The sequence below is a fragment of the Sporosarcina sp. D27 genome, assembly GCF_000586555.1.
Classification (GTDB): domain Bacteria; phylum Bacillota; class Bacilli; order Bacillales_A; family Planococcaceae; genus Sporosarcina.
This window is the reverse complement of record NZ_AZUC01000047.1, coordinates 181919-202132: the sequence shown is the minus strand read 5'-3', so window position 1 is coordinate 202132 and position 20214 is coordinate 181919. Positions and strand designations below refer to the sequence as shown.

At 42.1% G+C, this 20214-nt stretch carries 23 protein-coding genes and 1 riboswitch; of the genes, 18 read left to right on the top strand and 5 right to left on the bottom strand.

From position 1 onward, the window contains the following. Nucleotides 1-171 precede the first annotated feature (171 nt). Nucleotides 172-792 carry a transcriptional repressor LexA gene (gene lexA, locus N693_RS0111605; RefSeq protein ID WP_025784967.1) on the bottom strand — a complete coding sequence of 207 codons (621 nt, stop codon included), beginning with the start codon at nt 790-792 and terminating at the stop codon, nt 172-174. Between the two features lie 187 nt (nt 793-979). Between lexA and N693_RS0111600 the strand changes: the two genes are divergently transcribed. From N693_RS0111600 to N693_RS0111575, 6 genes are all read left to right on the top strand, one after another. After that, nucleotides 980-1294: a LysM peptidoglycan-binding domain-containing protein gene (locus tag N693_RS0111600; RefSeq protein ID WP_025784966.1), complete on the top strand. Its 315-nt coding sequence runs from the start codon at nt 980-982 to the stop codon at nt 1292-1294. Beyond that, nucleotides 1294-1953: a recombinase family protein gene (locus N693_RS0111595; protein ID WP_025784965.1), complete on the top strand. Its 660-nt coding sequence runs from the start codon at nt 1294-1296 to the stop codon at nt 1951-1953. The genes N693_RS0111600 and N693_RS0111595 overlap by 1 nt, the downstream gene beginning before the upstream one ends. A gap of 65 nt (nt 1954-2018) precedes the next feature. Continuing rightward, a complete protein-coding gene (locus N693_RS0111590; RefSeq protein ID WP_025784964.1) occupies nt 2019-2252 on the top strand; it encodes a DUF896 domain-containing protein in 234 nt (77 codons plus the stop codon). Between the two features lie 105 nt (nt 2253-2357). Then, complete coding sequence (gene tkt / locus N693_RS0111585; RefSeq protein ID WP_025784963.1) at nt 2358-4364, top strand: transketolase; 2007 nt, start codon at nt 2358-2360, stop codon at nt 4362-4364. 208 nt (nt 4365-4572) lie between these two features. Continuing rightward, the gene (gene sirA, locus N693_RS0111580; RefSeq protein ID WP_025784962.1) at nt 4573-5019 is read left to right on the top strand and encodes a sporulation inhibitor of replication protein SirA; all 447 of its coding nucleotides are present in this window, start codon (nt 4573-4575) and stop codon (nt 5017-5019) included. A 155-nt stretch (nt 5020-5174) separates the two neighbouring features. Continuing rightward, the gene (locus N693_RS0111575) at nt 5175-5411 is read left to right on the top strand and encodes a YneF family protein (protein WP_025784961.1); all 237 of its coding nucleotides are present in this window, start codon (nt 5175-5177) and stop codon (nt 5409-5411) included. A gap of 79 nt (nt 5412-5490) precedes the next feature. Here the strand turns inward: N693_RS0111575 and N693_RS0111570 are convergent, their stop codons facing one another. Then, nucleotides 5491-6417 carry an alpha/beta hydrolase gene (locus tag N693_RS0111570; protein ID WP_025784960.1) on the bottom strand — a complete coding sequence of 309 codons (927 nt, stop codon included), beginning with the start codon at nt 6415-6417 and terminating at the stop codon, nt 5491-5493. Nucleotides 6418-6430: 13 nt separating this feature from the next. Next, entirely contained in the window at nt 6431-7333 is a 903-nt protein-coding gene (locus N693_RS0111565; protein ID WP_025784959.1) for a hydroxymethylglutaryl-CoA lyase, read from the bottom strand. Nucleotides 7334-7451: 118 nt separating this feature from the next. On the opposite strand from N693_RS0111565, the gene N693_RS0111560 reads away from it, so the two are divergent. The 4 genes from N693_RS0111560 to N693_RS19225 all read left to right on the top strand — a co-directional run bounded on the left by N693_RS0111560 (nt 7452) and on the right by N693_RS19225 (nt 10661). After that, nucleotides 7452-8636 (top strand): acetyl-CoA C-acetyltransferase, encoded by a 1185-nt coding sequence (locus tag N693_RS0111560; RefSeq protein ID WP_025784958.1) that lies wholly within the window; start codon nt 7452-7454, stop codon nt 8634-8636. A 21-nt stretch (nt 8637-8657) separates the two neighbouring features. Further along, nucleotides 8658-8909, top strand: coding sequence for a YqkE family protein (locus tag N693_RS0111555; protein ID WP_025784957.1), 252 nt, complete (start codon nt 8658-8660; stop codon nt 8907-8909). A 60-nt stretch (nt 8910-8969) separates the two neighbouring features. Next, nucleotides 8970-10079 carry an o-succinylbenzoate synthase gene (menC, locus tag N693_RS0111550; protein ID WP_025784956.1) on the top strand — a complete coding sequence of 370 codons (1110 nt, stop codon included), beginning with the start codon at nt 8970-8972 and terminating at the stop codon, nt 10077-10079. A 66-nt stretch (nt 10080-10145) separates the two neighbouring features. Continuing rightward, entirely contained in the window at nt 10146-10661 is a 516-nt protein-coding gene (locus N693_RS19225) for a YhcN/YlaJ family sporulation lipoprotein (protein ID WP_025784955.1), read from the top strand. Between the two features lie 52 nt (nt 10662-10713). Here N693_RS19225 and N693_RS0111540 read toward each other — a convergent pair whose 3' ends face one another. Next, the gene (locus tag N693_RS0111540; protein ID WP_025784954.1) at nt 10714-11802 is read right to left on the bottom strand and encodes a branched-chain amino acid aminotransferase; all 1089 of its coding nucleotides are present in this window, start codon (nt 11800-11802) and stop codon (nt 10714-10716) included. Between the two features lie 196 nt (nt 11803-11998). On the opposite strand from N693_RS0111540, the gene N693_RS0111535 reads away from it, so the two are divergent. The 3 genes from N693_RS0111535 to N693_RS0111525 all read left to right on the top strand — a co-directional run bounded on the left by N693_RS0111535 (nt 11999) and on the right by N693_RS0111525 (nt 15307). Next, on the top strand, nt 11999-13114 hold the full coding sequence (locus N693_RS0111535; protein ID WP_025784953.1) for an FAD-binding oxidoreductase: 1116 nt from the start codon (nt 11999-12001) through the stop codon (nt 13112-13114). A 70-nt stretch (nt 13115-13184) separates the two neighbouring features. After that, a riboswitch (purine riboswitch) is annotated at nt 13185-13286 on the top strand. A 147-nt stretch (nt 13287-13433) separates the two neighbouring features. After that, nucleotides 13434-14018 carry a xanthine phosphoribosyltransferase gene (locus N693_RS0111530; protein ID WP_025784952.1) on the top strand — a complete coding sequence of 195 codons (585 nt, stop codon included), beginning with the start codon at nt 13434-13436 and terminating at the stop codon, nt 14016-14018. After that, complete coding sequence (locus tag N693_RS0111525; protein WP_025784951.1) at nt 14015-15307, top strand: nucleobase:cation symporter-2 family protein; 1293 nt, start codon at nt 14015-14017, stop codon at nt 15305-15307. The genes N693_RS0111530 and N693_RS0111525 overlap by 4 nt, the downstream gene beginning before the upstream one ends. A gap of 54 nt (nt 15308-15361) precedes the next feature. On the opposite strand, the gene N693_RS0111520 is transcribed toward N693_RS0111525, so the two are convergent. Beyond that, the gene (locus tag N693_RS0111520; protein WP_025784950.1) at nt 15362-16264 is read right to left on the bottom strand and encodes an aldo/keto reductase; all 903 of its coding nucleotides are present in this window, start codon (nt 16262-16264) and stop codon (nt 15362-15364) included. 62 nt (nt 16265-16326) lie between these two features. On the opposite strand from N693_RS0111520, the gene N693_RS0111515 reads away from it, so the two are divergent. The 5 genes from N693_RS0111515 (at nt 16327) to deoB (ending at nt 20213) form a co-directional block, all read left to right on the top strand. After that, the gene (locus N693_RS0111515; protein WP_025784949.1) at nt 16327-16872 is read left to right on the top strand and encodes an NUDIX domain-containing protein; all 546 of its coding nucleotides are present in this window, start codon (nt 16327-16329) and stop codon (nt 16870-16872) included. Nucleotides 16873-16928: 56 nt separating this feature from the next. After that, on the top strand, nt 16929-17444 hold the full coding sequence (locus N693_RS0111510) for a hypothetical protein (RefSeq protein ID WP_025784948.1): 516 nt from the start codon (nt 16929-16931) through the stop codon (nt 17442-17444). 83 nt (nt 17445-17527) lie between these two features. Further along, on the top strand, nt 17528-17986 hold the full coding sequence (locus tag N693_RS0111505; protein ID WP_025784947.1) for a Fur family transcriptional regulator: 459 nt from the start codon (nt 17528-17530) through the stop codon (nt 17984-17986). A 104-nt stretch (nt 17987-18090) separates the two neighbouring features. Continuing rightward, nucleotides 18091-18987 (top strand): site-specific tyrosine recombinase XerD, encoded by an 897-nt coding sequence (gene xerD, locus N693_RS0111500; protein ID WP_025784946.1) that lies wholly within the window; start codon nt 18091-18093, stop codon nt 18985-18987. A 26-nt stretch (nt 18988-19013) separates the two neighbouring features. Next, complete coding sequence (deoB, locus tag N693_RS0111495) at nt 19014-20213, top strand: phosphopentomutase (protein ID WP_025784945.1); 1200 nt, start codon at nt 19014-19016, stop codon at nt 20211-20213. The last annotated feature ends 1 nt before the right edge of the window (nt 20214 follow it).

Genomic DNA, 20214 nt, shown 5'->3' with positions numbered 1-20214 from the left:
TGCTCATAAACTCGAGAAAGTGCTCATAAACCTGGGAAAGAGCTCATAAACTCGGGAAAGTGATCATAAACCAAAAAAAGTGCCCATAAACTCAAGAAACTCCTCATAACAAAAACTAAAAAAACTGCGTACTCATCAGTTGTGACGAGTACGCAGTTTTTATATACAAAATCAATGAATCGTCCGGTAAACGCCGACCACTTTTCCTAAAATTGAGACATTCTCAATAATTATAGGATCCATCGAAGAGTTTTCAGGCTGCAAACGGAAGAAGTCTTTTTCTTTAAAGAAGCGTTTCACGGTCGCTTCATCTTCTTCAGTCATTGCAACTACAATTTCCCCATTGTTCGCATTATGCTGCTGTTTCACAACAACGCGATCACCATTTAAAATACCAGCTTCAATCATACTATCTCCTACGATTTCCAACATGTACAAGTTATCCTCAGAAGTCCCAAACGTATCTGGGATAGGAAAGTATTCTTCAATATTTTCAATCGCAGTGATAGGAATCCCAGCAGTAACTTTTCCGACTAATGGAACATGAACAACGCCAGTTTTTAACTCGTCCATTCCATGTTGATCTAAAATTTCGATTGCACGGGGTTTGGTCGGATCACGTCTAATGAGACCTTTACTTTCGAGTCTCGCCAGGTGTCCATGAACAGTTGAGCTGGAAGCAAGTCCTACAGCTTCACCAATTTCCCGTACGGATGGTGGGTATCCCTTTTTTTGAACTTCATCTTTAATGAAAGTCAGGATATCCTCCTGTCTTTTGGAGATCTTTTTCAATATGTTCACCTCTTCACTTTTTTTGCAGCGGACGGTGCTCTGCGAAGTGTTTCTATGAAAATAGTATAACAGGTGTTCGTACACATAGCAAACAAAGGTTCTAATTTTTAGTGTTGACATACAAACCCTTGTTCGCATATAATAAAAATATAGAACCGAACGTACATTCTGAGAGGGGAAATCATTCATGACACTTATCCGGAAAAACAAAAATCTCGTAGCAGCTTTCGCACTTTTTACAGTATTAACATTCGTCCTTATTCATAAACTTTCTGTTCCACAAGATATTATAGAAGTGACGATCGTGGAAGGGGATACGCTTTCGCAGCTAGCAGAACGCTATGCAGGGGAGGTGCCTACTGACCGCTGGATTCGAGAGGTGGCGACACTGAATAATTTAACTGATTCTGCTATTATTGCAGGTGAAGATCTCAAGTTGCCTTCTTATTTTGAGTCGGAGGTTGACGATACTCGACTCGTTCTTGCAGAGGAGGGGGAATAATGGGGAATAGAGGGAATTGTGTCTTGTATTGTAGAGTTAGTACTGAAAAAGATACACAGGAGCTATCACTCTCCCGTCAATATGAAGAACTGAAAACGTTGGCGGAATCACTGGATTTTAAAATAGCTGCATCATTTACTGACAAACACAGTGGATACGAATTGGATCGAGAAGGTCTATTGGATCTTCTTGATTATATCAAGGAAGATTCCGTTGATGCTGTCTTAATCCAAGATGAAACACGACTCGGTAGAGGAAATGCACGTGTCGCAGTTTTGCACTTGCTTGCGAAAACAAACACTGCCGTTTTTACCAATCATGACAATGGTCCATTAGAATTAAACGAAATGGATTCCATGCTTCTTGAGATACTTGCCATAGTAGAGGAATATCAGAGGAAGCTACATAACGCGAAAATTAGAAGAGGGATGAAACGTGCCGTGGAGGCAGGGTATCGACCAGAACGTAATCTAAGCAACCAAGGTAATGCGGAAGGTAGAGAAAGAGTTGAGGCACCAGTGCAAGAAATTGTTTCTTTACGTGACAAAGGACTGACATTTGAAGAGATTACATCTGTACTCAAGGGCCTCGGGCATAACGTCAGCAAAGCGACGGTACATAGACGATATCAAGAACATATTGCAGAGCAGGAAGGCTAATTGGTTGCACTTCCTTTCATTTTTGTTTACGTTCTTATTGACGAAGTTGAACTGGAGGGAACGTTATGCTGGAAGAAAAAAAGATTAAACGTATTAATGAACTTGCAAAAAAAGCAAAAACATCAGGTCTTTCCATTGAAGAAGCGAAAGAGCAATCCCAGTTGCGTAGTGAGTATTTGAAAACTTTCCGCTCAACAATGAGAGATACGATTGAAAATGTTAAAGTAGTGGATCCTGATGGAAATGATGTAACACCTGAAAAAGTGAAAGATGCTCAAAACAAGAAGTTTTTAAATTAAGTATCCCATATCTTTATGACCGCAGTTTGTATTCCTGCGGTTTTTTCATTACAATGGATGAGGAATCTAGTTAAAATAAGAGAATGTGAAAGGGTGTAATTACCGATGACCAACACTATTGATCAACTGGCGGTTAATACGATTCGGACGTTGTCGATTGACGCAATCGAAAAAGCAAATTCTGGCCATCCGGGCCTTCCTATGGGAGCTGCGCCAATGGCCTATGTACTCTGGACACAGCACATGCACCATAATCCATCAAATCCTTCTTGGTTTAACCGGGATCGCTTTGTATTATCGGCTGGTCATGGCTCGATGTTGCTCTATAGCATGCTCCATTTAAGTGGATATGATCTTCCAATGGAAGAACTGAAAAACTTCCGTCAGTGGGGATCTAAAACACCTGGGCATCCAGAATACGGTCACACAGCTGGAGTTGAAGCGACTACAGGACCGCTTGGACAAGGTATCGGAATGGCTGTTGGAATGGCAATGGCTGAAAAACACCTTGCTTCCACATACAATAAACCAGGTTTTAATATTGTCGATCATTACACATATGCACTTTGTGGTGATGGAGACTTAATGGAAGGTGTAGCGGCTGAAGCTATTTCACTCGCAGGTCACCTTGAATTGGATAAGCTAATTGTACTTTACGACAGCAATGACATTTCCCTAGATGGTGAATTGGATATGTCCTTCACAGAGAAAATTCAAAAACGATTTGAGTCATATGGATGGAATTACATTCACGTTGGTGATGGCAATGACACAGCACACTTGTCTAACGCTATTGAACAAGCAAAACAAAATACAGGTGGTCCGACACTTATCGAAGTGAAAACTGTCATTGGATATGGCTCGCCTAACAAATCTGGTAAGTCCGATGTTCATGGCGCACCTCTTGGTGAAGATGAGATGAAATTGACAAAAGAAGCATATAAATGGACATTTGAAGAGGACTTCCACGTTCCTCAAGAAGTCTATGAAACGTTTAAAACGTCTGTACAGAAGCTTGGTGTGGACAGTGAGTCCGAATGGAACAAATTATTCGGTGCTTATGAAAAGGAACATGGCGAACTTGCTGCTCAACTGAAAAAAGCAATTGATGGAACAGATAAAAGCGCAGTCGAAGCGCAATTGCCTGTTTATGAAGCAGGAAAGTCCGTTGCGACACGTTCAGCATCAGGAGATTCAATCAATGCAATTGCGAAGGCTCTTCCATCATTCTTTGGCGGTAGTGCAGACCTTGCGGGTTCTAACAAAACTGCAATCAAAGGAGCAGGGGATTTCCTTCCGGGTAGTTTTGATGGTCGCAACATCTGGTTTGGTGTGCGCGAATTCGCAATGGGTGCTGCTTTGAACGGAATGACACTTCACGGTGGTCTGAATGTGTTTGGCGGAACGTTCTTCGTCTTTAGTGACTATGTCCGTCCTGCAGTCCGTCTATCTGCGTTAATGGGCATTCCTGTAACGTATGTATTTACTCACGATAGTATCGCAGTTGGTGAAGATGGCCCTACACATGAACCAGTTGAGCACTTAGCTTCACTTCGTGCAATGCCTGGCTTGTCTGTGATCCGTCCTGCGGACGGTAACGAAACGTCAGCTGCATGGAATTTAGCTGTCACTTCAACGAACAAACCGACTGTCCTTGTATTGTCACGTCAAAACTTACCAGTACTTGAAAAGTCAGCAGAACTGTCATCCGAAGGAGTCAGTAAAGGTGCGTATACCGTATCTCCTTCGAAAGCCGATCAGCCTGCAGCAATCTTGATCGCAACAGGGTCAGAAGTTAGCCTTGCCGTCGAAGCACAAGCCGAATTGAATGAGAAGGGAATCGATGTTGCAGTCGTATCAATGCCTTCTTGGGATCGGTTTGAAGAACAAGATGCAGCTTATAAAGAGCAAGTGCTTCCAAAAGCTGTGACAGCGCGTCTTTCTCTCGAAATGGGATCATCTCTCGGCTGGCATAAGTATGTCGGAAACGACGGTGACGTCCTAGCTATCGACACATTTGGTGCAAGTGCCCCAGGTGAAACAGTCATGAAAGAGTACGGATTCAGTGTTGAAAATGTTGTATCAAAAGTAGTCACAATGGTAGGTAAATAAGTTATAAATGATAAAAGCAGAGGCGGATTTAGCCTCTGTTTTTATTTTTTTATAACGCTTTAGATCTTGATGAAGTGTAACTCTCCATAGATTCTGGTTGTATATCTAACTATTTTGACATTTCGACATAAATAGTGATGTTCTATTCCGTGAAGTGACAGCCTTTGCGAAACCCCTCCTGTACGATAATGTAAAGGAGTGGTCATACATGCGAACATATGGAATTTATAAAATCAAAGAAATGTACCAGACTTTTGTCCTTGGACGTGAAAAACTTCTATATGATTTATTGAAAGCAGATGGACGTGAGAATCATTTACAAGAAGTTCGATATTTATGCGATCGATTGGAAATTAACGATGTTGAACAAGCGATTATGAGCGAACTCGGAAAGAATTTTCATACAGTAGAAGCGGGAGATATGAAATATACATTGACCCATCCATTGAAAGGCACGATTGATATCGGTTTTTCTTCTCATGCATTACATGCAGCTTGCCACGGTTCACGCATGCTCGATTTAGATTTGTTTGTAGCATTATCCAGTGTGGAAGACCGCTATTTTGCTATTATGGATGAAGCTGGCGAATGGGGTTGGCTAAAGCCGGTTCGCTATACGTCTTCTCCGTTAGAACCCCAATACGTCTTCGTTTGAGTTTGAATATTTTATGAAATATTCGTTAACTTGCAGTCGTGTGGTAGAAGAAAAACGCATTGTGATAACTGAGACGTTGCGTACTGGGGTTCGGATGCTGTATAATCCTTCTTGGTGGAAACACTTGGACTATTGCAGTAGGGGAGGTAGTACGTATGACTATTTGGTGGATCGTTGGAATTATTGTTGCACTTGCAGCAGGAGTTGCTCTTGGTTTCTTCTTAGCTCGTCAATATATGATGAAGTATTTGAAAGATAACCCACCGATTAATGAAGATATGCTTCGAATGATGATGATGCAGATGGGGCAGAAACCTTCTCAAAAGAAAATTAATCAAATGATGGCTCAAATGTCTAAGGCGTCTGAAAAAGACTCTAAGAAAAAGAAATAAAAACGTTGATATAATAGGTTTTTATGACTAACATGAATAAAACAAACAACACCCCGTTCAATAAAATTGAACGGGTTTTTTAATTTAAATAACCATATTTTCTTAAGAACCGTTTAACCGTAGCTTCATACTCTTCTGGATTTTCGTTGAAAGATCTAGCATGCGCACCTTTTGGAAAAAGTTTAATAGACTTTCCGCCATTTTTTTGCTCATACAATTCCTCAGTCATATTGGGGAGGATGAAATCATCTTCCAAACTATGAATGAAAAGCATGGGATGTGCAACTTGAGTGATGACTTGTTTTGGAGAAACGAGAGAAGTAGTATACCCATCGCGGATCTTCAAAAAGATATTAGCAATTCGAATGACCTTTGGCGTGCGAAGTGGCGTGGACGTTTTCAATATATGAAAAACCTGATCCGTAAAATCAGAAAAAGGACAATCTGCTACGTAAAAATCCGCTTCTTCTGGATATGTCCCCGCTGTCAAAATCATCGTTGCGGCTCCCATTGATTCGCCATGAATTCCGAGTAATGCACGCTTACCAATCCGCTCACGGACTGCTTGGATTATTGCGCGCAGGTCCATTTTTTCATAGAAACCAAAACTGGTCGTTTTTCCACCAGACTCTCCATGTCGACGATGATCGTATACGACAGAGTTAAATCCGAGACGCTCGAACATACGGGCAAACTTCATTGAATTTATTTTGTTTTCTGTAACACCATGGCAAATAATCACTGTTCTTGTAGTATCGAGCGGTCTTAGATAGATTGCATGCAACAAATAACCATTAGGCGATTGAATGCGCATTGTCGTTTTCGGAACGGTTTCATACCAGTGCGCATCGAATCGCCGAGCGATGGATTCTCGTTTTAAAACCACCTCGGCATCTTTTATTTTAAGAAACATTAACCGATTGGTAACTAGGATGCCAAATGTAGTTACGAGAGCAGTTGCAATGAAAGTAACACCACCTGTAATTGCAAGCAGACGCTTTCTCAATAATTTCAGCTCCTTAGATCCTTCCGTTTTCAAACAAACGGTACATGCCGCTCTCGATAGGTCGTGACACATGTGGAGCGATTTTTTCAACTGCTTCACACACTTGTTTTACATCGATGCCTGTAGAGATTTCTAACGAATCGAGCATGTTCACCACATCTTCGGTCGCAACATTTCCAGTTGCACCATCAGCAAATGGACATCCACCAAGGCCGCCAGCTGCCGTATCGAATCGGTCAACACCTGCTTGCAAGGATGCAAAAATGTTTGCAAGTGCCATTTTTCTAGTGTCATGGAAATGCGCAGTTAGCAGTATCGAAGGAAATGACTGACGAAGACGTGTGAAAAGCTCATAGCTCTCGACAGGATTGGCCATTCCAATTGTATCTGCTACGCTTAGCTCATCTACACCTAGTGCGACAAACTGTCTACAGAGTTCAATACAATCCTCCACTTCAATTTTCCCTTCATATGGACAATAAAACGCAGTAGAAATACAAGCGCGAACAAAAACACCTTCATCTTTTAGCTTAAGTATTACCGGAGCAAGCGCTTCTACACTCTCAGCAGTCGTACGGTTAATATTTTTTTGATTGAATGTATTACTCACACCTACAAAAATCGCGATACTTTTAGCACCGGCTTCTTGGGCAAGTGCTACTCCTTTCGCATTGGGAGCAAGGACAATCGATCGTTCTACTAAATCAGCGTGCTTCATAATTTCTCCAGCGTCGCCCATCTGGGGTACCCATCTAGGAGACACGAAAGAGGTAAGCTCCATTTCGGTTACACCGGATTTTTTCAATAGACGGATAAATTCTAGTTTTTCATCGGTTTCAACCTGGTTCTTCTCGTTCTGCAGACCATCTCGGGGTCCTACCTCGATAATTGTCACTTTTTTTGGTAAACTAAACATACAATCCCTCCTACAGCTTATTCTAACGGACTGTAGCAGATGCAGGCAATTCATATGTGGGAATGTTCTGTATTTCAAACAGGGTAAAGTCTCATAAACACACATAGGGGGAATCACAATGTCAGAACAAATCGTAATTGCAAGCGCTGTTAGAACACCGATTGGCACATTTTTAGGCGCATTGAAAAATGTGAGCGCGACAGAACTAGGTGCTCTTGTCATAAAAGAGGCTGTATACAGGGCTGGGCTAACAGGAGCAGACGTGGATGAAGTCATTATGGGGAATGTACTTCAAGCGGGTCTCGGACAAAATCCGGCTCGTCAAGCATCGATAAAAGCAGGACTTCCTGAACAGGTACCAGCGATGACGATCAATAAAGTATGTGGTTCAGGATTAAAAGCGGTCCAGCTTGCGCGACAAGCAATTTTATCAGGCGATGCAGAAGTAATCGTTGCTGGTGGTATGGAAAGCATGAGTCAAGCACCATATGTCTTGAATAATGCACGAGAAGGATTTAAGATGGGTGATCAAAAAATGGTGGATACTATGATTTCTGATGGTCTTTGGTGTGCATTTAACGATTATCACATGGGCATCACTGCAGAAAATCTGTGTGAGCGCTATGGTTTGTCTCGTGAAGAACAAGACGAATTCGCTGCCAATTCTCAGAGAAAAGCTTCCGCAGCACGCACAGCTGGAAAGTTTGCTGATGAAATAGTTCCTGTTGAAATTCCTGTACGTAAAGGTGAACCAATCCTATTCAAGGAAGACGAGTATATTAAAGAAGGTACGACTGTAGAGAAACTGTCCAAACTTCGACCTGCATTTAAAAAGGATGGCAGTGTGACAGCTGGAAACGCATCAGGATTGAATGATGGAGCTGCAGCATTAGTCATCATGTCTAAATCGAAGGCGGATGCACTTGGTATCACACCGCTCGCAACTATTACTGCGAATGCAAATGCGGGAGTAGATCCAGCAGTTATGGGAATCGGTCCTGTACAAGCTGTTACAAATGTGTTGAAACGATCGAACCTCAAATTAGAAGATATGGACTTGATTGAAGCGAACGAAGCATTTGCAGCTCAATCACTTGCAGTCGATCGTGAATTGAAATTTGACACTGAAAAATTGAATGTTAATGGTGGTGCCATTGCATTAGGACACCCAATAGGTGCTAGTGGTGCTCGAATTCTCGTGACACTGCTACACGAAATGAAACGACGTGACGCAAAACGTGGACTCGCTACACTTTGTATTGGTGGCGGACAAGGTGTCGCGACAATTGTCGAGCGTCCATAATTAGAAGAGAGGGGAACATCCATGGCGAAAAAAAGAAATCAGCAACGTTTAGAAAGCAAACCGAAAGATGATGGAGCACTTCGACTCGCAGATGCATTAGGAGAGGATGTTCTTTCTAAACTTAAAGAGGCGAAGCAAGCACTTTCGCAAGCGGAAGCAAAAGCTGAAGAAGCTCGTATGGAGCAAGTGATAAAAGAGAAGAAAGAGCGAGAAGCAAATAAAAGCTTTGCTGAATTACTAGACGAATACGACAGAAAAACAAGTAAATACTAACGAACAAAACCGCATGTGTTTCTTACGTGCGGTTTTGTCCATGAAGAAAGGAAAGACGTAATGATTATCCGTGATGTAATTATTCGAAAACTGGAAATGACGATGAAGAATCCATTTTCAACAAGCTTTGGAACGATGCAAACTCGCAAATTCCTAGTGATTGAAGTAGTCGATGAAAAGGGAAATAAAGGCTACGGAGAAGGCGTAGCCTTTTCCATTCCTTGGTATACAGAAGAGACAACAGAGACTTCATTACATATAATCCAAGACTTTTTAGTACCGATGCTAAAAGGAAAGACCATCCAACATCCGGATGAAGTGAATGAAATTTTCAAATCGATTCGAAAAAACAATATGGCGAAAGCTGCAGTCGAGTGTGCAGTATGGGATTGCTGGGCAAAACGACAAGGTATTACGTTAACAGAAGCGATAGGCGGTAAGAAAGAAAAAATTGACGTTGGAATCAGCATCGGACTTCAAGCGGATTTTGAAACGCTTGCTGAAAGAATTAGCCAGAGTTTAAAAACAGGGTTTAAACGAATTAAAGTGAAAATCAAACCTGGATATGATATTAAGTTACTCTCAGAAATTCGCGCACGCTTTCCTGAAATTCCACTCATGGCGGACGCAAATTCCGCTTACACATTAGATGATTTGGAGCTACTAAAACAGCTGGATCAGTTCAACTTAACGATGATCGAACAGCCACTCGCTTCTGATGACATCGTTGATCATGCAACATTACAACAACAAATCGAAACACCTATTTGTTTAGACGAAAGTATCCTTTCCGCTGAGGATGCACGAAAAGCCGTTCAGCTTGGAAGCTGTCGTGTCATTAATATCAAAATTGGTCGCGTCGGAGGGATGACAGAAGCTAAACGAATCCATGACGTGTGCCAGGAAGCTGGAATCCCAGTCTGGTGTGGCGGTATGTTGGAAGCAGGGATCGGACGAGCACATAATATTGCACTCACCACGTTGCCCAACTTCACTTTTCCAGGTGATACAGCAGGGTCGTCATCATATTGGGATCAAGATATCATAACACCTGAAGTCACGGTGGAAGATGGGATGATCACGGTCTCAAAGTTAAAGGGTATTGGCTATGAAGTGGACTTGTGTGAAGTTGAGCGCCATACCACTCAACGTACTGAAATTCATTTTTAAAAGAAATACACATAGTTTTTCTCTTTTTGTCCATACTGTCTGTAAACAGATATGGAGGAGAGACAAATGAAGAAATTTTGGATGGTATTCGCTGCTTGTTTGCTGATGTTATCGCTTGCTGCATGTGGGAAAAAAGATAAAGATGTAGAAAATCAAACGAACGACACTGGAGTCGTGGAGAATGAAAACGATACAACGACAGACATGGATGGAACTGATGATGACACCACGAACGATAATGCAACAAACGATCAAACTGTCGAGAACGCCGATGAAATTGCAGACGCAGTCTCAAGCCTAGAAGAAGTCGAACATGCAAGAGTTCTTAAGATGAACAACAGTGCGTATGTTGGTGTGACTCTTAAAGAGGGAACGACCTCTTCAAAAGAATTAGATGACAAAATTGCAGACAAAGCAAAAGAAGCAGGAGTAGATACTGACAAAGTATATGTATCCACAAATCCTGACTCTGCAAAACAGATTGATGAGTACAGCGACAAGATTCGAGAAGGCGAACCTGTGGAAGGATTCTTCGATGAAGTCGGAGATGCAATGAAGCGAATGTTCCCAGATGCTCATTAAGCTATAAAACAACCCCCGACACTTAGCATGTCGGGGGTTGTTTTATGTCAACTTATTTTACAGACGATGGCGAAAGTTCGGTTACCCATTGAAGCGTATCTTCTTCATCACCTAATTGTATTTGCGTTAATGTATCGTATAATTTCTTAGAAAGAGCACCTGTCTTACCTGCATTGACTGTCATGATTTTACCATTCCAGTTCAATTCGCCAACTGGAGAGATTACAGCTGCTGTACCCGTACCGAAAACTTCTTCCAATTTTCCTGATGCATGAGCTTCAGCCAATTCTTCCATTGAAATTTTACGTTCTGTCACAGGAGTTCCCCAGTGATTGAGAAGCTCGATAATGGATTTACGTGTAATCCCTTCAAGGATGCTTCCATTAATGGCAGGAGTGATGACTTCACCGTCGATTTTAAAGAAAATATTCATACTGCCCACTTCTTCGACATACTTTCGTTCCACTCCATCGAGCCACATTACTTGTGAGTAGCCTTGAGCACTTGCCGTTTCTTGTGCTTTCAAAGCAGAAGCATAGTTGCCAGCTGTCTTAGCACCACCGGTTCCACCTTTGACAGCACGGACAAATTCATTTTCAACTAAGATTTTAACTGGATGGATACCTTCTTCATAGTAAGATCCTACTGGAGACAGGATGATGTAAAACTGATAAGTGGTAGCTGGGGCAACCCCCAAGAAAGCTTCCGTTGCGATCACAAATGGACGAATGTAAAGGGAATTACCTTCTAATTTAGGGACCCATTCTTCCTCTACTTTCAATAATTCAAGTAACCCTTCGATTGCTTTTTCTTCGTCTACTTGAGGCATACATAATCTGTCTAATGAACGATTCAGACGCTTGAAGTTTTCCTTAGGACGGAATAGACGAATGGAATTGTCTTTTGCACGATACGCTTTCATCCCTTCGAATACTGTCTGACCATAGTGGAATACGATGGCCGCCGGATCGAGCGAAATCGGTGCATACGGGACGATACGATGGTTTTGCCACCCAATCCCTTTTACAAAATCTGCAATAAACATATGGTCTGTGAAATGTCGACCAAATACAAGATTCTCTTCGTTCGGTTTTTCTTTACGGGAATCGGTAAGGTTGAAATCAATCTTAGATGTCGTCATGGCTTATTTCCCCTTTTCAGTTAAATGTCACTTGCATTTGATATATCGAATACTGCCATTATACGCCATTCTCTCGTAAATGAAAGAATAGTTCGTATATTACTTTTGTTACAATTTTGAAAACGATTACAGAGTCCTCGGTTTGAGGAATGTTGTTGACCGTTATACACTGTTAGGGTGAAAAGGAGGGAACACAGTGGAGCAGATTATAATTATTGGTTCGGGAATTTTAGGTTCATCTACAGCATACGAACTTGCAAAACGCGGTGCCGCTGTTACAGTGATCGACAGAAATGATCATGGAAGTGCAACTAAGGCCGCTGCTGGGATTATTTGTCCTTGGTTATCTCAGCGCAGAAATCAGGACTGGTACAAACTTGTCCGAAATGGCGCTAAGCATTATAAGACACTCATTGAAGAACTTGAAGCACTCGGTGAGTCAGAAACAGGTTATCGTCATGTAGGTGCAATTAGCTTATTTGCAGATGAGACTAAACTTGAAAAAGCATATGAGCGTGCACATGCGAGAAGAGAACAGGCGCCTGAAATCGGTCACATTGAAAAGCTGACTGAAGCACAAACTAAGCAGTATTATCCTCCGATTGCTGAAGGATTTCAATCGATATACATATCTGGGGCCGCGCGGGTCGATGGACGCCAACTTCAACAAGCCTTGATACGGGCTGCTAAGCATTATGGTGCAGTTTTTCTGGAGGGGAGTGCGACACTCCGAAAAGAAAACAATGAAATTCAAGTAGTATGTGAAAAACAAATCTACGAAGCAGATAAAATTATTCTAACTACGGGTGCGTGGGCGCCGGATTTGAGCTCACTTAACGTTCGTCTCAACGTTCGAGGTCAGAAAGCTCAAATTGTCCATATGGATCCAAACGATGAGAACAGTTTGAACTGGCCAGTCGTGATACCACCTGGTGACCAATATTTACTCTCTCTCAATGATGGACGAGTAATCGCGGGGGCGACACATGAAGACGAAGATGTTTTTCAACCATCTATCACAGTAGGTGGGGTTCAAGAGGTGTTAACCAAAGCATTGGACGTAGCACCTGGATTAGAGAATGCAGAATTGTTGGAAGTACGGACAGGCGTACGACCATTTACTCCTGGATTTCTTCCGGTCATTGGTTCCTTACCAGAGCATCCCGCAATTTTTATAGCAAACGGATTAGGGGCATCCGGACTTACAGCAGGTCCTTATTTAGGTAAATTGCTAGCTCAGCTAATTTCAGATAGTCAAGTCGATATTGACCTATCGCCCTACTCAGTAGAGCAAGCAATTGAAGTTCTATAAAAGAATCCGCTTACATTTTTCGTATTTTAGAATAGGTCTTGTTTTCTTGTTTGAGCATGCTATACTAAAGTCAAAATCGAATACATTCACTCATATAATAGCGGAGATATGGTCCGCAAGTTTCTACCGGTTTGCCGTAAACAAACTGACTATGAGAGCAACGGACTTGAGGGAATCTGAAGAATGACTACAGATTTTCGCTTGTTTCCATCTGGTGAATTTTGAGCCGTGATGACCTTGCTCCACTCATAGATATGATTGGATGCGCGGGTCATACGGCTTTTTTGTATGTCCGCCATACCATTGAGGAGGAAATGCGATGCAACTGTTAAAGGATAAGATTATGAAAGAAGGAAACGTGTTACCTGGAGATGTCTTGAAAGTCGATTCCTTTTTGAATCACCAAATTGATGCAGAACTCATGCAAGCTGTTGGAAACGAGTTTGCGGAGAAATTTGCAGATTCGGGCATCACAAAGATTTTGACATTGGAGTCATCAGGGATCGCTCCTTCAATTATGGCGGCACTTCAGTTAAAAGTACCTGTAGTGTTTGCACGAAAGCGGAAATCATTGACACAAAACAGCAACCTTTACAGCGCATCTGTTTACTCATACACAAAACAAGAATCGAACGAAATATCGGTATCGGAAGCACACCTGGGTTCAGAAGATACAGTGCTGATTATTGATGACTTTCTTGCAAATGGACAAGCGGTATTAGGCTTGTTGGAAATTGCAGAACAAGCAGGTTCAAAAACGGCAGGGATTGGAATTGTCATCGAAAAAGGATTCCAACCTGGTGGTGCAATGTTACGAGAAAAAGGGCTTCGTGTAGAATCGCTGGCAATTATCGAATCACTTGAAAACCTACAAATCACTTTCAAGGAGGCTGTCGAACAATGAAAACGACGCTTCTAGGAATTCAACATCTGTTAGCTATGTATGCAGGTGCAGTTCTCGTTCCACTAATCGTAGGTGGCGCGATTGGACTTACACCTAAACAGCTTACGTATCTCGTTTCTGTCGATATTATGATGTGTGGTGTCGCAACCCTGCTTCAAATTATGACAAATCGTTATTTCGGTATTGGACTTCCTGTCGTGCTTGGTTGTACGTTCACAGCTGTAGGACCGATGATCGCAATCGGAAATACGTTTGGCTTATCTGCAATTTATGGTTCTGTCATTGCGTCTGGTGTAATTATCGTACTCATCAGCGGATTCTTTGGAAAGCTCGTCAAGTTTTTCCCGCCAGTTGTTACAGGTTCTGTCGTAACTATTATTGGGATCACACTAATCCCAGTTGCTATTAACAACATGGGCGGTGGACAGGGAGCTGCTGATTTTGGGTCAATTACAAATATCGTGTTGTCATTCGGAACACTTGCTTTCATCGTTCTCGTATACCGCTTTTCCACAGGCTTTTTAAGGGCGATAGCTATCTTAATTGGCCTGGTTGGTGGAACTATCGCAGCGATGTTCATGGGTGTAGTTGACTTCACAGCTGTCGGAGAAGCATCCGTGTTTCACATTACGGAACCATTCTTCATCGCTACACCGACATTCCATTGGCAACCAATTTTAACAATGACGATAGTTGCAATGGTGTCTCTTGTAGAGTCAACAGGAGTATATTTTGCACTCGGGGATATTTGTGAAAAAGACATAAAATCTAAAGATCTTGCAAAAGGGTATCGATCAGAAGGCCTTGCATCTGTTCTAGGAGGAATCTTCAACGCATTTCCATATACGACGTTTTCTCAAAATGTTGGTCTTATACAAATGTCCGGTGTGAAGTCTAGAAAAGTTCTCGTAATTACCGCAGGTATGCTGATTGGATTGGGTTTCATGCCAAAAGTCGCTGCACTCGCTACTGTTATTCCTAATGCTGTTCTTGGTGGAGCGATGGTTGCAATGTTCGGAATGGTCGTATCCCAAGGGATCAAAATGCTCAGCACTGTTGTTGTTAAATCACAAGACAATGCAATGATTGTCGCGTGTTCAGTCGGAATCGGACTTGGAGTATCAGTTGTACCAGAGTTGTTTGCGAAACTCCCTGAAGGCGTCCAACTATTGACAAGCAACGGGATTGTCGCAGGTAGCATAACGGCGATTACGCTAAATATTATCTTTAATATGCTACCGAAGCGAAAGCGTAAAGAAGCAGTTGTGTTAACTGAACAAGAAGCATAAAAAGAGTGGGGGCTAGTTTTTAGCTTCCCACTCTTTTTTGATTCACTATCTGAGTCAAATTCGATGTTGGTCGTATTTGTGTAACTCAAGAAGCTTAGTCAGGTCGTCAAGTGTTGCATCACTAACTGGTACTTCATAAGCGTGAATAGAATCCATCAACTGTTGGTGAGTGCGTGCTCCAACCAATGTAGTCGCGACAGCATCTTTCTGAAGACAAAAGTGAATCGCAGCCGCATGGAGATTTGTCGCATTTGCTGTCAAATTATGTACAGCCTCACTTAGTGAAGGTTGCTTATAACTAACAAACGAGTCAGTCTGAGCAGCTCGTTGCTCACCCTCAACTGTCAGAAGACCTTTCGCTAATGTCCCTCTCACGATTACAGAAGCATTGTGCTCTTCGATCATTGAAAACCATTCTTCAGGACGCCGATCGAGCATATTGTATTGCATCATCACAGAAACGGCGCTACTGTTCTTCAGAAATCGTTGAATGACATTCGGGCGGATGGATGAGATCCCGTATTGGCGGACTATACCCTCGTCTTTTAGGCGTTCAAACGCTTCAATCACTTCATCAGCATGATCATCCATTGTTCCACCGTGTAACTGATACAGATCGATATAATCCGTACTAAGTCTTCTAAGACTCTCTTTGACACCTTCCATGATGTGTTCTTTTGAAGCATCCCAATGCCATGTTTTTCCGTCTGGGTTCATCTTATTACCAACCTTTGTAGCTAGGATGATGTCACCTCTTCGATTGCGGATTGCATGTCCGACAACTTCCTCATTTGCACCACCTTCATACAAATCTGCAGTATCAAAGAATGTGATGCCTGCATCTAGTGCGGCTGCAACAATATCATCTACTTCGTTGCGATTAGTTGGGAGTGACATGCACCCTAGTCCCAGCTCGGAAACAGCTAGACTACTTTTACCGAGTTCTCTTGTCTTCATCCAAACACCTCCATTACTCCCATGGTATACTGGTCGAAACAAGAAGGAAAGTGGGGAACCTTATGAAGAAATTTGAAGAACGAACATTGTCTAGTGAGACTCTATATAAGGGCAAGATTATTGAACTACGTGTAGACGAAGTTGAACTGCCTGACGGCAAACGTGCAAAGCGAGAGTTGGTCAAACACCCCGGAGCAGTTGCAATTATCGCCATTACTGAACAGGGCGAACTTATTCTTGTTGAACAATTCAGGAAAGCCCTTGAACGGTCAATCATTGAAATTCCTGCTGGTAAAATAGAACCTGGGGAAAAACCAGAAAAAACTGCAATCCGTGAGCTTGAAGAAGAAACAGGCTACCGAGCGAACGAATTTACATATATCCAGTCTTTTGCGACTTCTCCGGGATTTGCAGACGAGATCATACATCTCTATTTAGCGAGATCTTTGGAAAAAGTGGAGAACCCTGCAGCGGGGGATGAAGACGAATTCATCAACCTTATGGAGTGTACGATTGAAGAAGCAGAGGAAATGATGAAAGATGGAAGGATCTATGATGCGAAAACAGCTTTTGCAGTCCTCTATATTAAAGAACTCCTGAAAAATTGAACTAATTATAACCGGACAAGCATAGAGTAGTACAAACTATTCGGAGGTGCTTGTCTATGGTTCGTTCGTTATCGTTTTTACAGTTATTTGTAATTCTCGCCGTAGGTTACATAGGTGGCGTGTTACTCTATCGAGGTATTCCTGATGCTGATTTCTCATTTTTAGTTCAGCTTTACGATAGTCGTGCGGCACAAAACAGCTCCACTTCTTTACTGATTCAACTAGCAACGGTTCTTTCTTTTTACGCAGTGGCGATGATTTTGTCATTATCCAAGAAAACTAGATGGTTCGTAATGCTAGTGGGGGCGCTAAAGGCGGTTTTGTTTGGACTGGCCTCTGCGCATATTCTTGCTGGTGGAGTGAATATGCTCGCTTACTCTGGATGGTGGTTCCCATTTAAGTTACTAGGAACGTTTCTTGTTTTATTATTCTGTTGGACACTTTCACCACCATTTTTCACTCGCAAATCGGTCAAACGTTCTAACAATACCAAACTTCCTCTGATGATTGTTGCTGTAGGACTGGTACTTTTCTTCGCAGATAAAGCTGTTTACAACATCTTAGGAGGTTAAAAGCGCTATAGGGCGGTTTCCTTTCTATTGTCATAACGAATGACGATTTGCTATAATAGAATCATTCTTGAGGGGGGCGTCCTATGGAAAGCCGAATTGAACGCATAAAAAAACAATTACATGGGGCCAGCTATAAATTGACGCCTCAACGGGAAGCTACAGTCATGGTACTTCTGGAAAACGAGGCAGACCATTTAAGCGCAGAAGATGTTTTTCTGCTTGTTAAAGAAAAAGCCCCAGAAATTGGTCTAGCTACAGTTTACAGAACACTAGAATTGTTAACTGAATTGAAAGTCGTAAACAAAATTAATTTTGGAGATGGCGTTGCGCGCTATGATCTACGTAAAGAAGGCGCGGCAAGATTCCACCATCATCTAATATGTATTGAATGCGGAGCAGTCGATGAAATTCAAGAAGATCTTCTCGGTGAGGTAGAAAAAGTCGTTGAAAAACGATTTGGATTTACAGTCAAAGATCATTGGCTCACCTTCCACGGAATTTGCAAACGTTGCAAATCCGAAGGAGATACAAAGGGAAAGTGAGAGGGGGCGGCAGCATGCTGTCCTCTTTTAACGTTTATGTTGGAAAGGGAGGGAAGGAGTCTGTGTTTGCAGCATAGTGCTGTTTTAACAGACATCCGCAGCATATGACAGACTTGCAATTCGCTCTGCAAGATTACTTGCACTTTTTAAAAGTCGAACGGCAGTTGGCTGATAACACGATCTCTTCTTACAAACGTGACTTAACCGCATATACAAGCTGGTTAGGAACTAATATAGAACCAACAGACACAATCGACCAACAACAAATAACAAATTACTTATTTCAGTTGAAAGAACAAGGGAAATCTTCAAGAACAATTTCAAGACACATCTCATCCATCCGTTCCTTTCATCAGTTTATGCTAAGAGATAAAGTTACAGACACGGATCCGACGGTTCACTTGGAGTTACCTAAACTGGAAAAGAAATTACCTCGAGTTCTATCCGTATCGGATATAGACAAGCTCATCAAGTCGGTTGGCACGATGACACTTCAAAGTATTCGGGACACGGCCATCCTTGAATTGTTATATGGAACAGGAATGAGGGTAAGTGAACTAATAGGGATGAATGCAGAAGACATCAATTTGACGATGGGATTTGTTCGCGTTTTCGGTAAAGGAAGTAAGGAACGGATTATTCCTTTAGGCAACACAGCAGTGAAAGCGTGTACAAGCTATCTTGAAGACGTAAGACCGGAGTTCGTTTCTTCTATATCAGGGAAAGATGCGCTCTTCTTGAATACCAGGGGTGGCCGCTTAACACGTCAAAGCATTTGGAGTCTTTTACAAGAGGCCTCCAAAAATGCGGGATTGACTCAAAAGTTAACGCCTCACATGTTACGTCACTCGTTTGCAACACATCTTGTTGAAAATGGCGCTGATCTAAGGGCTGTACAGGAAATGCTCGGCCATGCTGATATTTCAACGACCCAAATTTACACACATGTCAGTCGAACACGACTAAAAGACGTATATAGTCAGTTTCATCCAAGAGCATAATCATATAATTTTAGGAGGCAATTCAATTGAGTACACAATCATTTAAAAGAATTCACTTAATCGTTTTAGATTCAGTCGGGATTGGTGAAGCCCCGGATGCCCATTTATTTGGGGATGAAGGCGCCGACACACTCGGTCATATTGGGGAACATATGGAAAACGGTCTACATATGCCAAACTTAGCTCGAATGGGTTTGTCTAATATTAAAAAAATTCAAGGCATTCCTGAAGAACAGTCACCTATTGGATTATACGGTAAAATGCAAGAAGCTTCTGTTGGAAAAGATACGATGACAGGGCATTGGGAAATGATGGGGCTTAATATAGATCAACCTTTTAAAGTATATCCAAATGGATTTCCCTCTGAACTAATTGAAGAACTGGAAAAACGAACGGGTCGAAAAGTCATTTGTAACGAACCGGCAAGTGGTACTGCAGTTATTGAAGAATACGGAAAAGAGCATATGGAAACTGGAGCACTTATTGTTTATACATCTGCGGATCCAGTCCTTCAAATTGCTGCACATGAAGAAATCATACCGATTGAAGAGCAATATCGTATTTGTGAAATTGCACGTGAACTTACGCTAGAGCCGGAATTTCTAGTTGGTCGTGTCATTGCGAGACCGTTCATCGGAGAGCCGGGGAGCTTTACCCGTACGACAAATCGCCATGATTATGCGCTTAAACCGTTTTCTCCTACCGTCATGAATGCATTACAAGATATTGGACGAGATGTAGTAGCTGTAGGGAAAATTTCGGACATTTTTAATAATGAAGGTGTCACAAAAGCTGTCCGTACAAAGAGCAATATGGATGGTGTGGATAAGTTACTCGTCGAAATGGACTCGGATTTTGAAGGGTTAAGTTTTACAAATCTTGTTGACTTCGATGCGCTGTTCGGTCACCGTCGTGATCCTGAAGGCTACGGACTTGCATTACAAGAGTTTGATGCACGGATGCCTGAAATAATGAGCCGATTGAAACAGGATGATTTATTGATCATCACTGCAGATCACGGGAACGATCCAATCCATGAAGGTACCGATCATACACGGGAGTTTGTTCCATTACTCGTATATTCAACTCGTTTTACAAGTGGCGGCACTATTCCGCTTCGCAAAACGTTTGCAGATATCGGGGCAACGATTGCAGAGAACTTTGGAGCAAAAGCACCTGAATTTGGAGAGAGCTTTTTACAATCACTTAACGAAAAGGTACGGTGAT

Coding starts and splice junctions, on each gene's coding strand:
- N693_RS0111600 (WP_025784966.1), top strand. CDS start 980: ATGACACTTATCCGGAAAAACAAAAATCTCGTAGCAGCTTTCGCACTT.
- N693_RS0111595 (WP_025784965.1), top strand. CDS start 1,294: ATGGGGAATAGAGGGAATTGTGTCTTGTATTGTAGAGTTAGTACTGAA.
- N693_RS0111590 (WP_025784964.1), top strand. CDS start 2,019: ATGCTGGAAGAAAAAAAGATTAAACGTATTAATGAACTTGCAAAAAAA.
- tkt (WP_025784963.1), top strand. CDS start 2,358: ATGACCAACACTATTGATCAACTGGCGGTTAATACGATTCGGACGTTG.
- sirA (WP_025784962.1), top strand. CDS start 4,573: ATGCGAACATATGGAATTTATAAAATCAAAGAAATGTACCAGACTTTT.
- N693_RS0111575 (WP_025784961.1), top strand. CDS start 5,175: ATGACTATTTGGTGGATCGTTGGAATTATTGTTGCACTTGCAGCAGGA.
- N693_RS0111565 (WP_025784959.1), bottom strand. CDS start 7,333: ATGTTTAGTTTACCAAAAAAAGTGACAATTATCGAGGTAGGACCCCGA.
- N693_RS0111560 (WP_025784958.1), top strand. CDS start 7,452: ATGTCAGAACAAATCGTAATTGCAAGCGCTGTTAGAACACCGATTGGC.
- N693_RS0111555 (WP_025784957.1), top strand. CDS start 8,658: ATGGCGAAAAAAAGAAATCAGCAACGTTTAGAAAGCAAACCGAAAGAT.
- menC (WP_025784956.1), top strand. CDS start 8,970: ATGATTATCCGTGATGTAATTATTCGAAAACTGGAAATGACGATGAAG.
- N693_RS19225 (WP_025784955.1), top strand. CDS start 10,146: ATGAAGAAATTTTGGATGGTATTCGCTGCTTGTTTGCTGATGTTATCG.
- N693_RS0111540 (WP_025784954.1), bottom strand. CDS start 11,802: ATGACGACATCTAAGATTGATTTCAACCTTACCGATTCCCGTAAAGAA.
- N693_RS0111530 (WP_025784952.1), top strand. CDS start 13,434: ATGCAACTGTTAAAGGATAAGATTATGAAAGAAGGAAACGTGTTACCT.
- N693_RS0111525 (WP_025784951.1), top strand. CDS start 14,015: ATGAAAACGACGCTTCTAGGAATTCAACATCTGTTAGCTATGTATGCA.
- N693_RS0111520 (WP_025784950.1), bottom strand. CDS start 16,264: ATGAAGACAAGAGAACTCGGTAAAAGTAGTCTAGCTGTTTCCGAGCTG.
- N693_RS0111515 (WP_025784949.1), top strand. CDS start 16,327: ATGAAGAAATTTGAAGAACGAACATTGTCTAGTGAGACTCTATATAAG.
- N693_RS0111510 (WP_025784948.1), top strand. CDS start 16,929: ATGGTTCGTTCGTTATCGTTTTTACAGTTATTTGTAATTCTCGCCGTA.
- N693_RS0111505 (WP_025784947.1), top strand. CDS start 17,528: ATGGAAAGCCGAATTGAACGCATAAAAAAACAATTACATGGGGCCAGC.
- xerD (WP_025784946.1), top strand. CDS start 18,091: ATGACAGACTTGCAATTCGCTCTGCAAGATTACTTGCACTTTTTAAAA.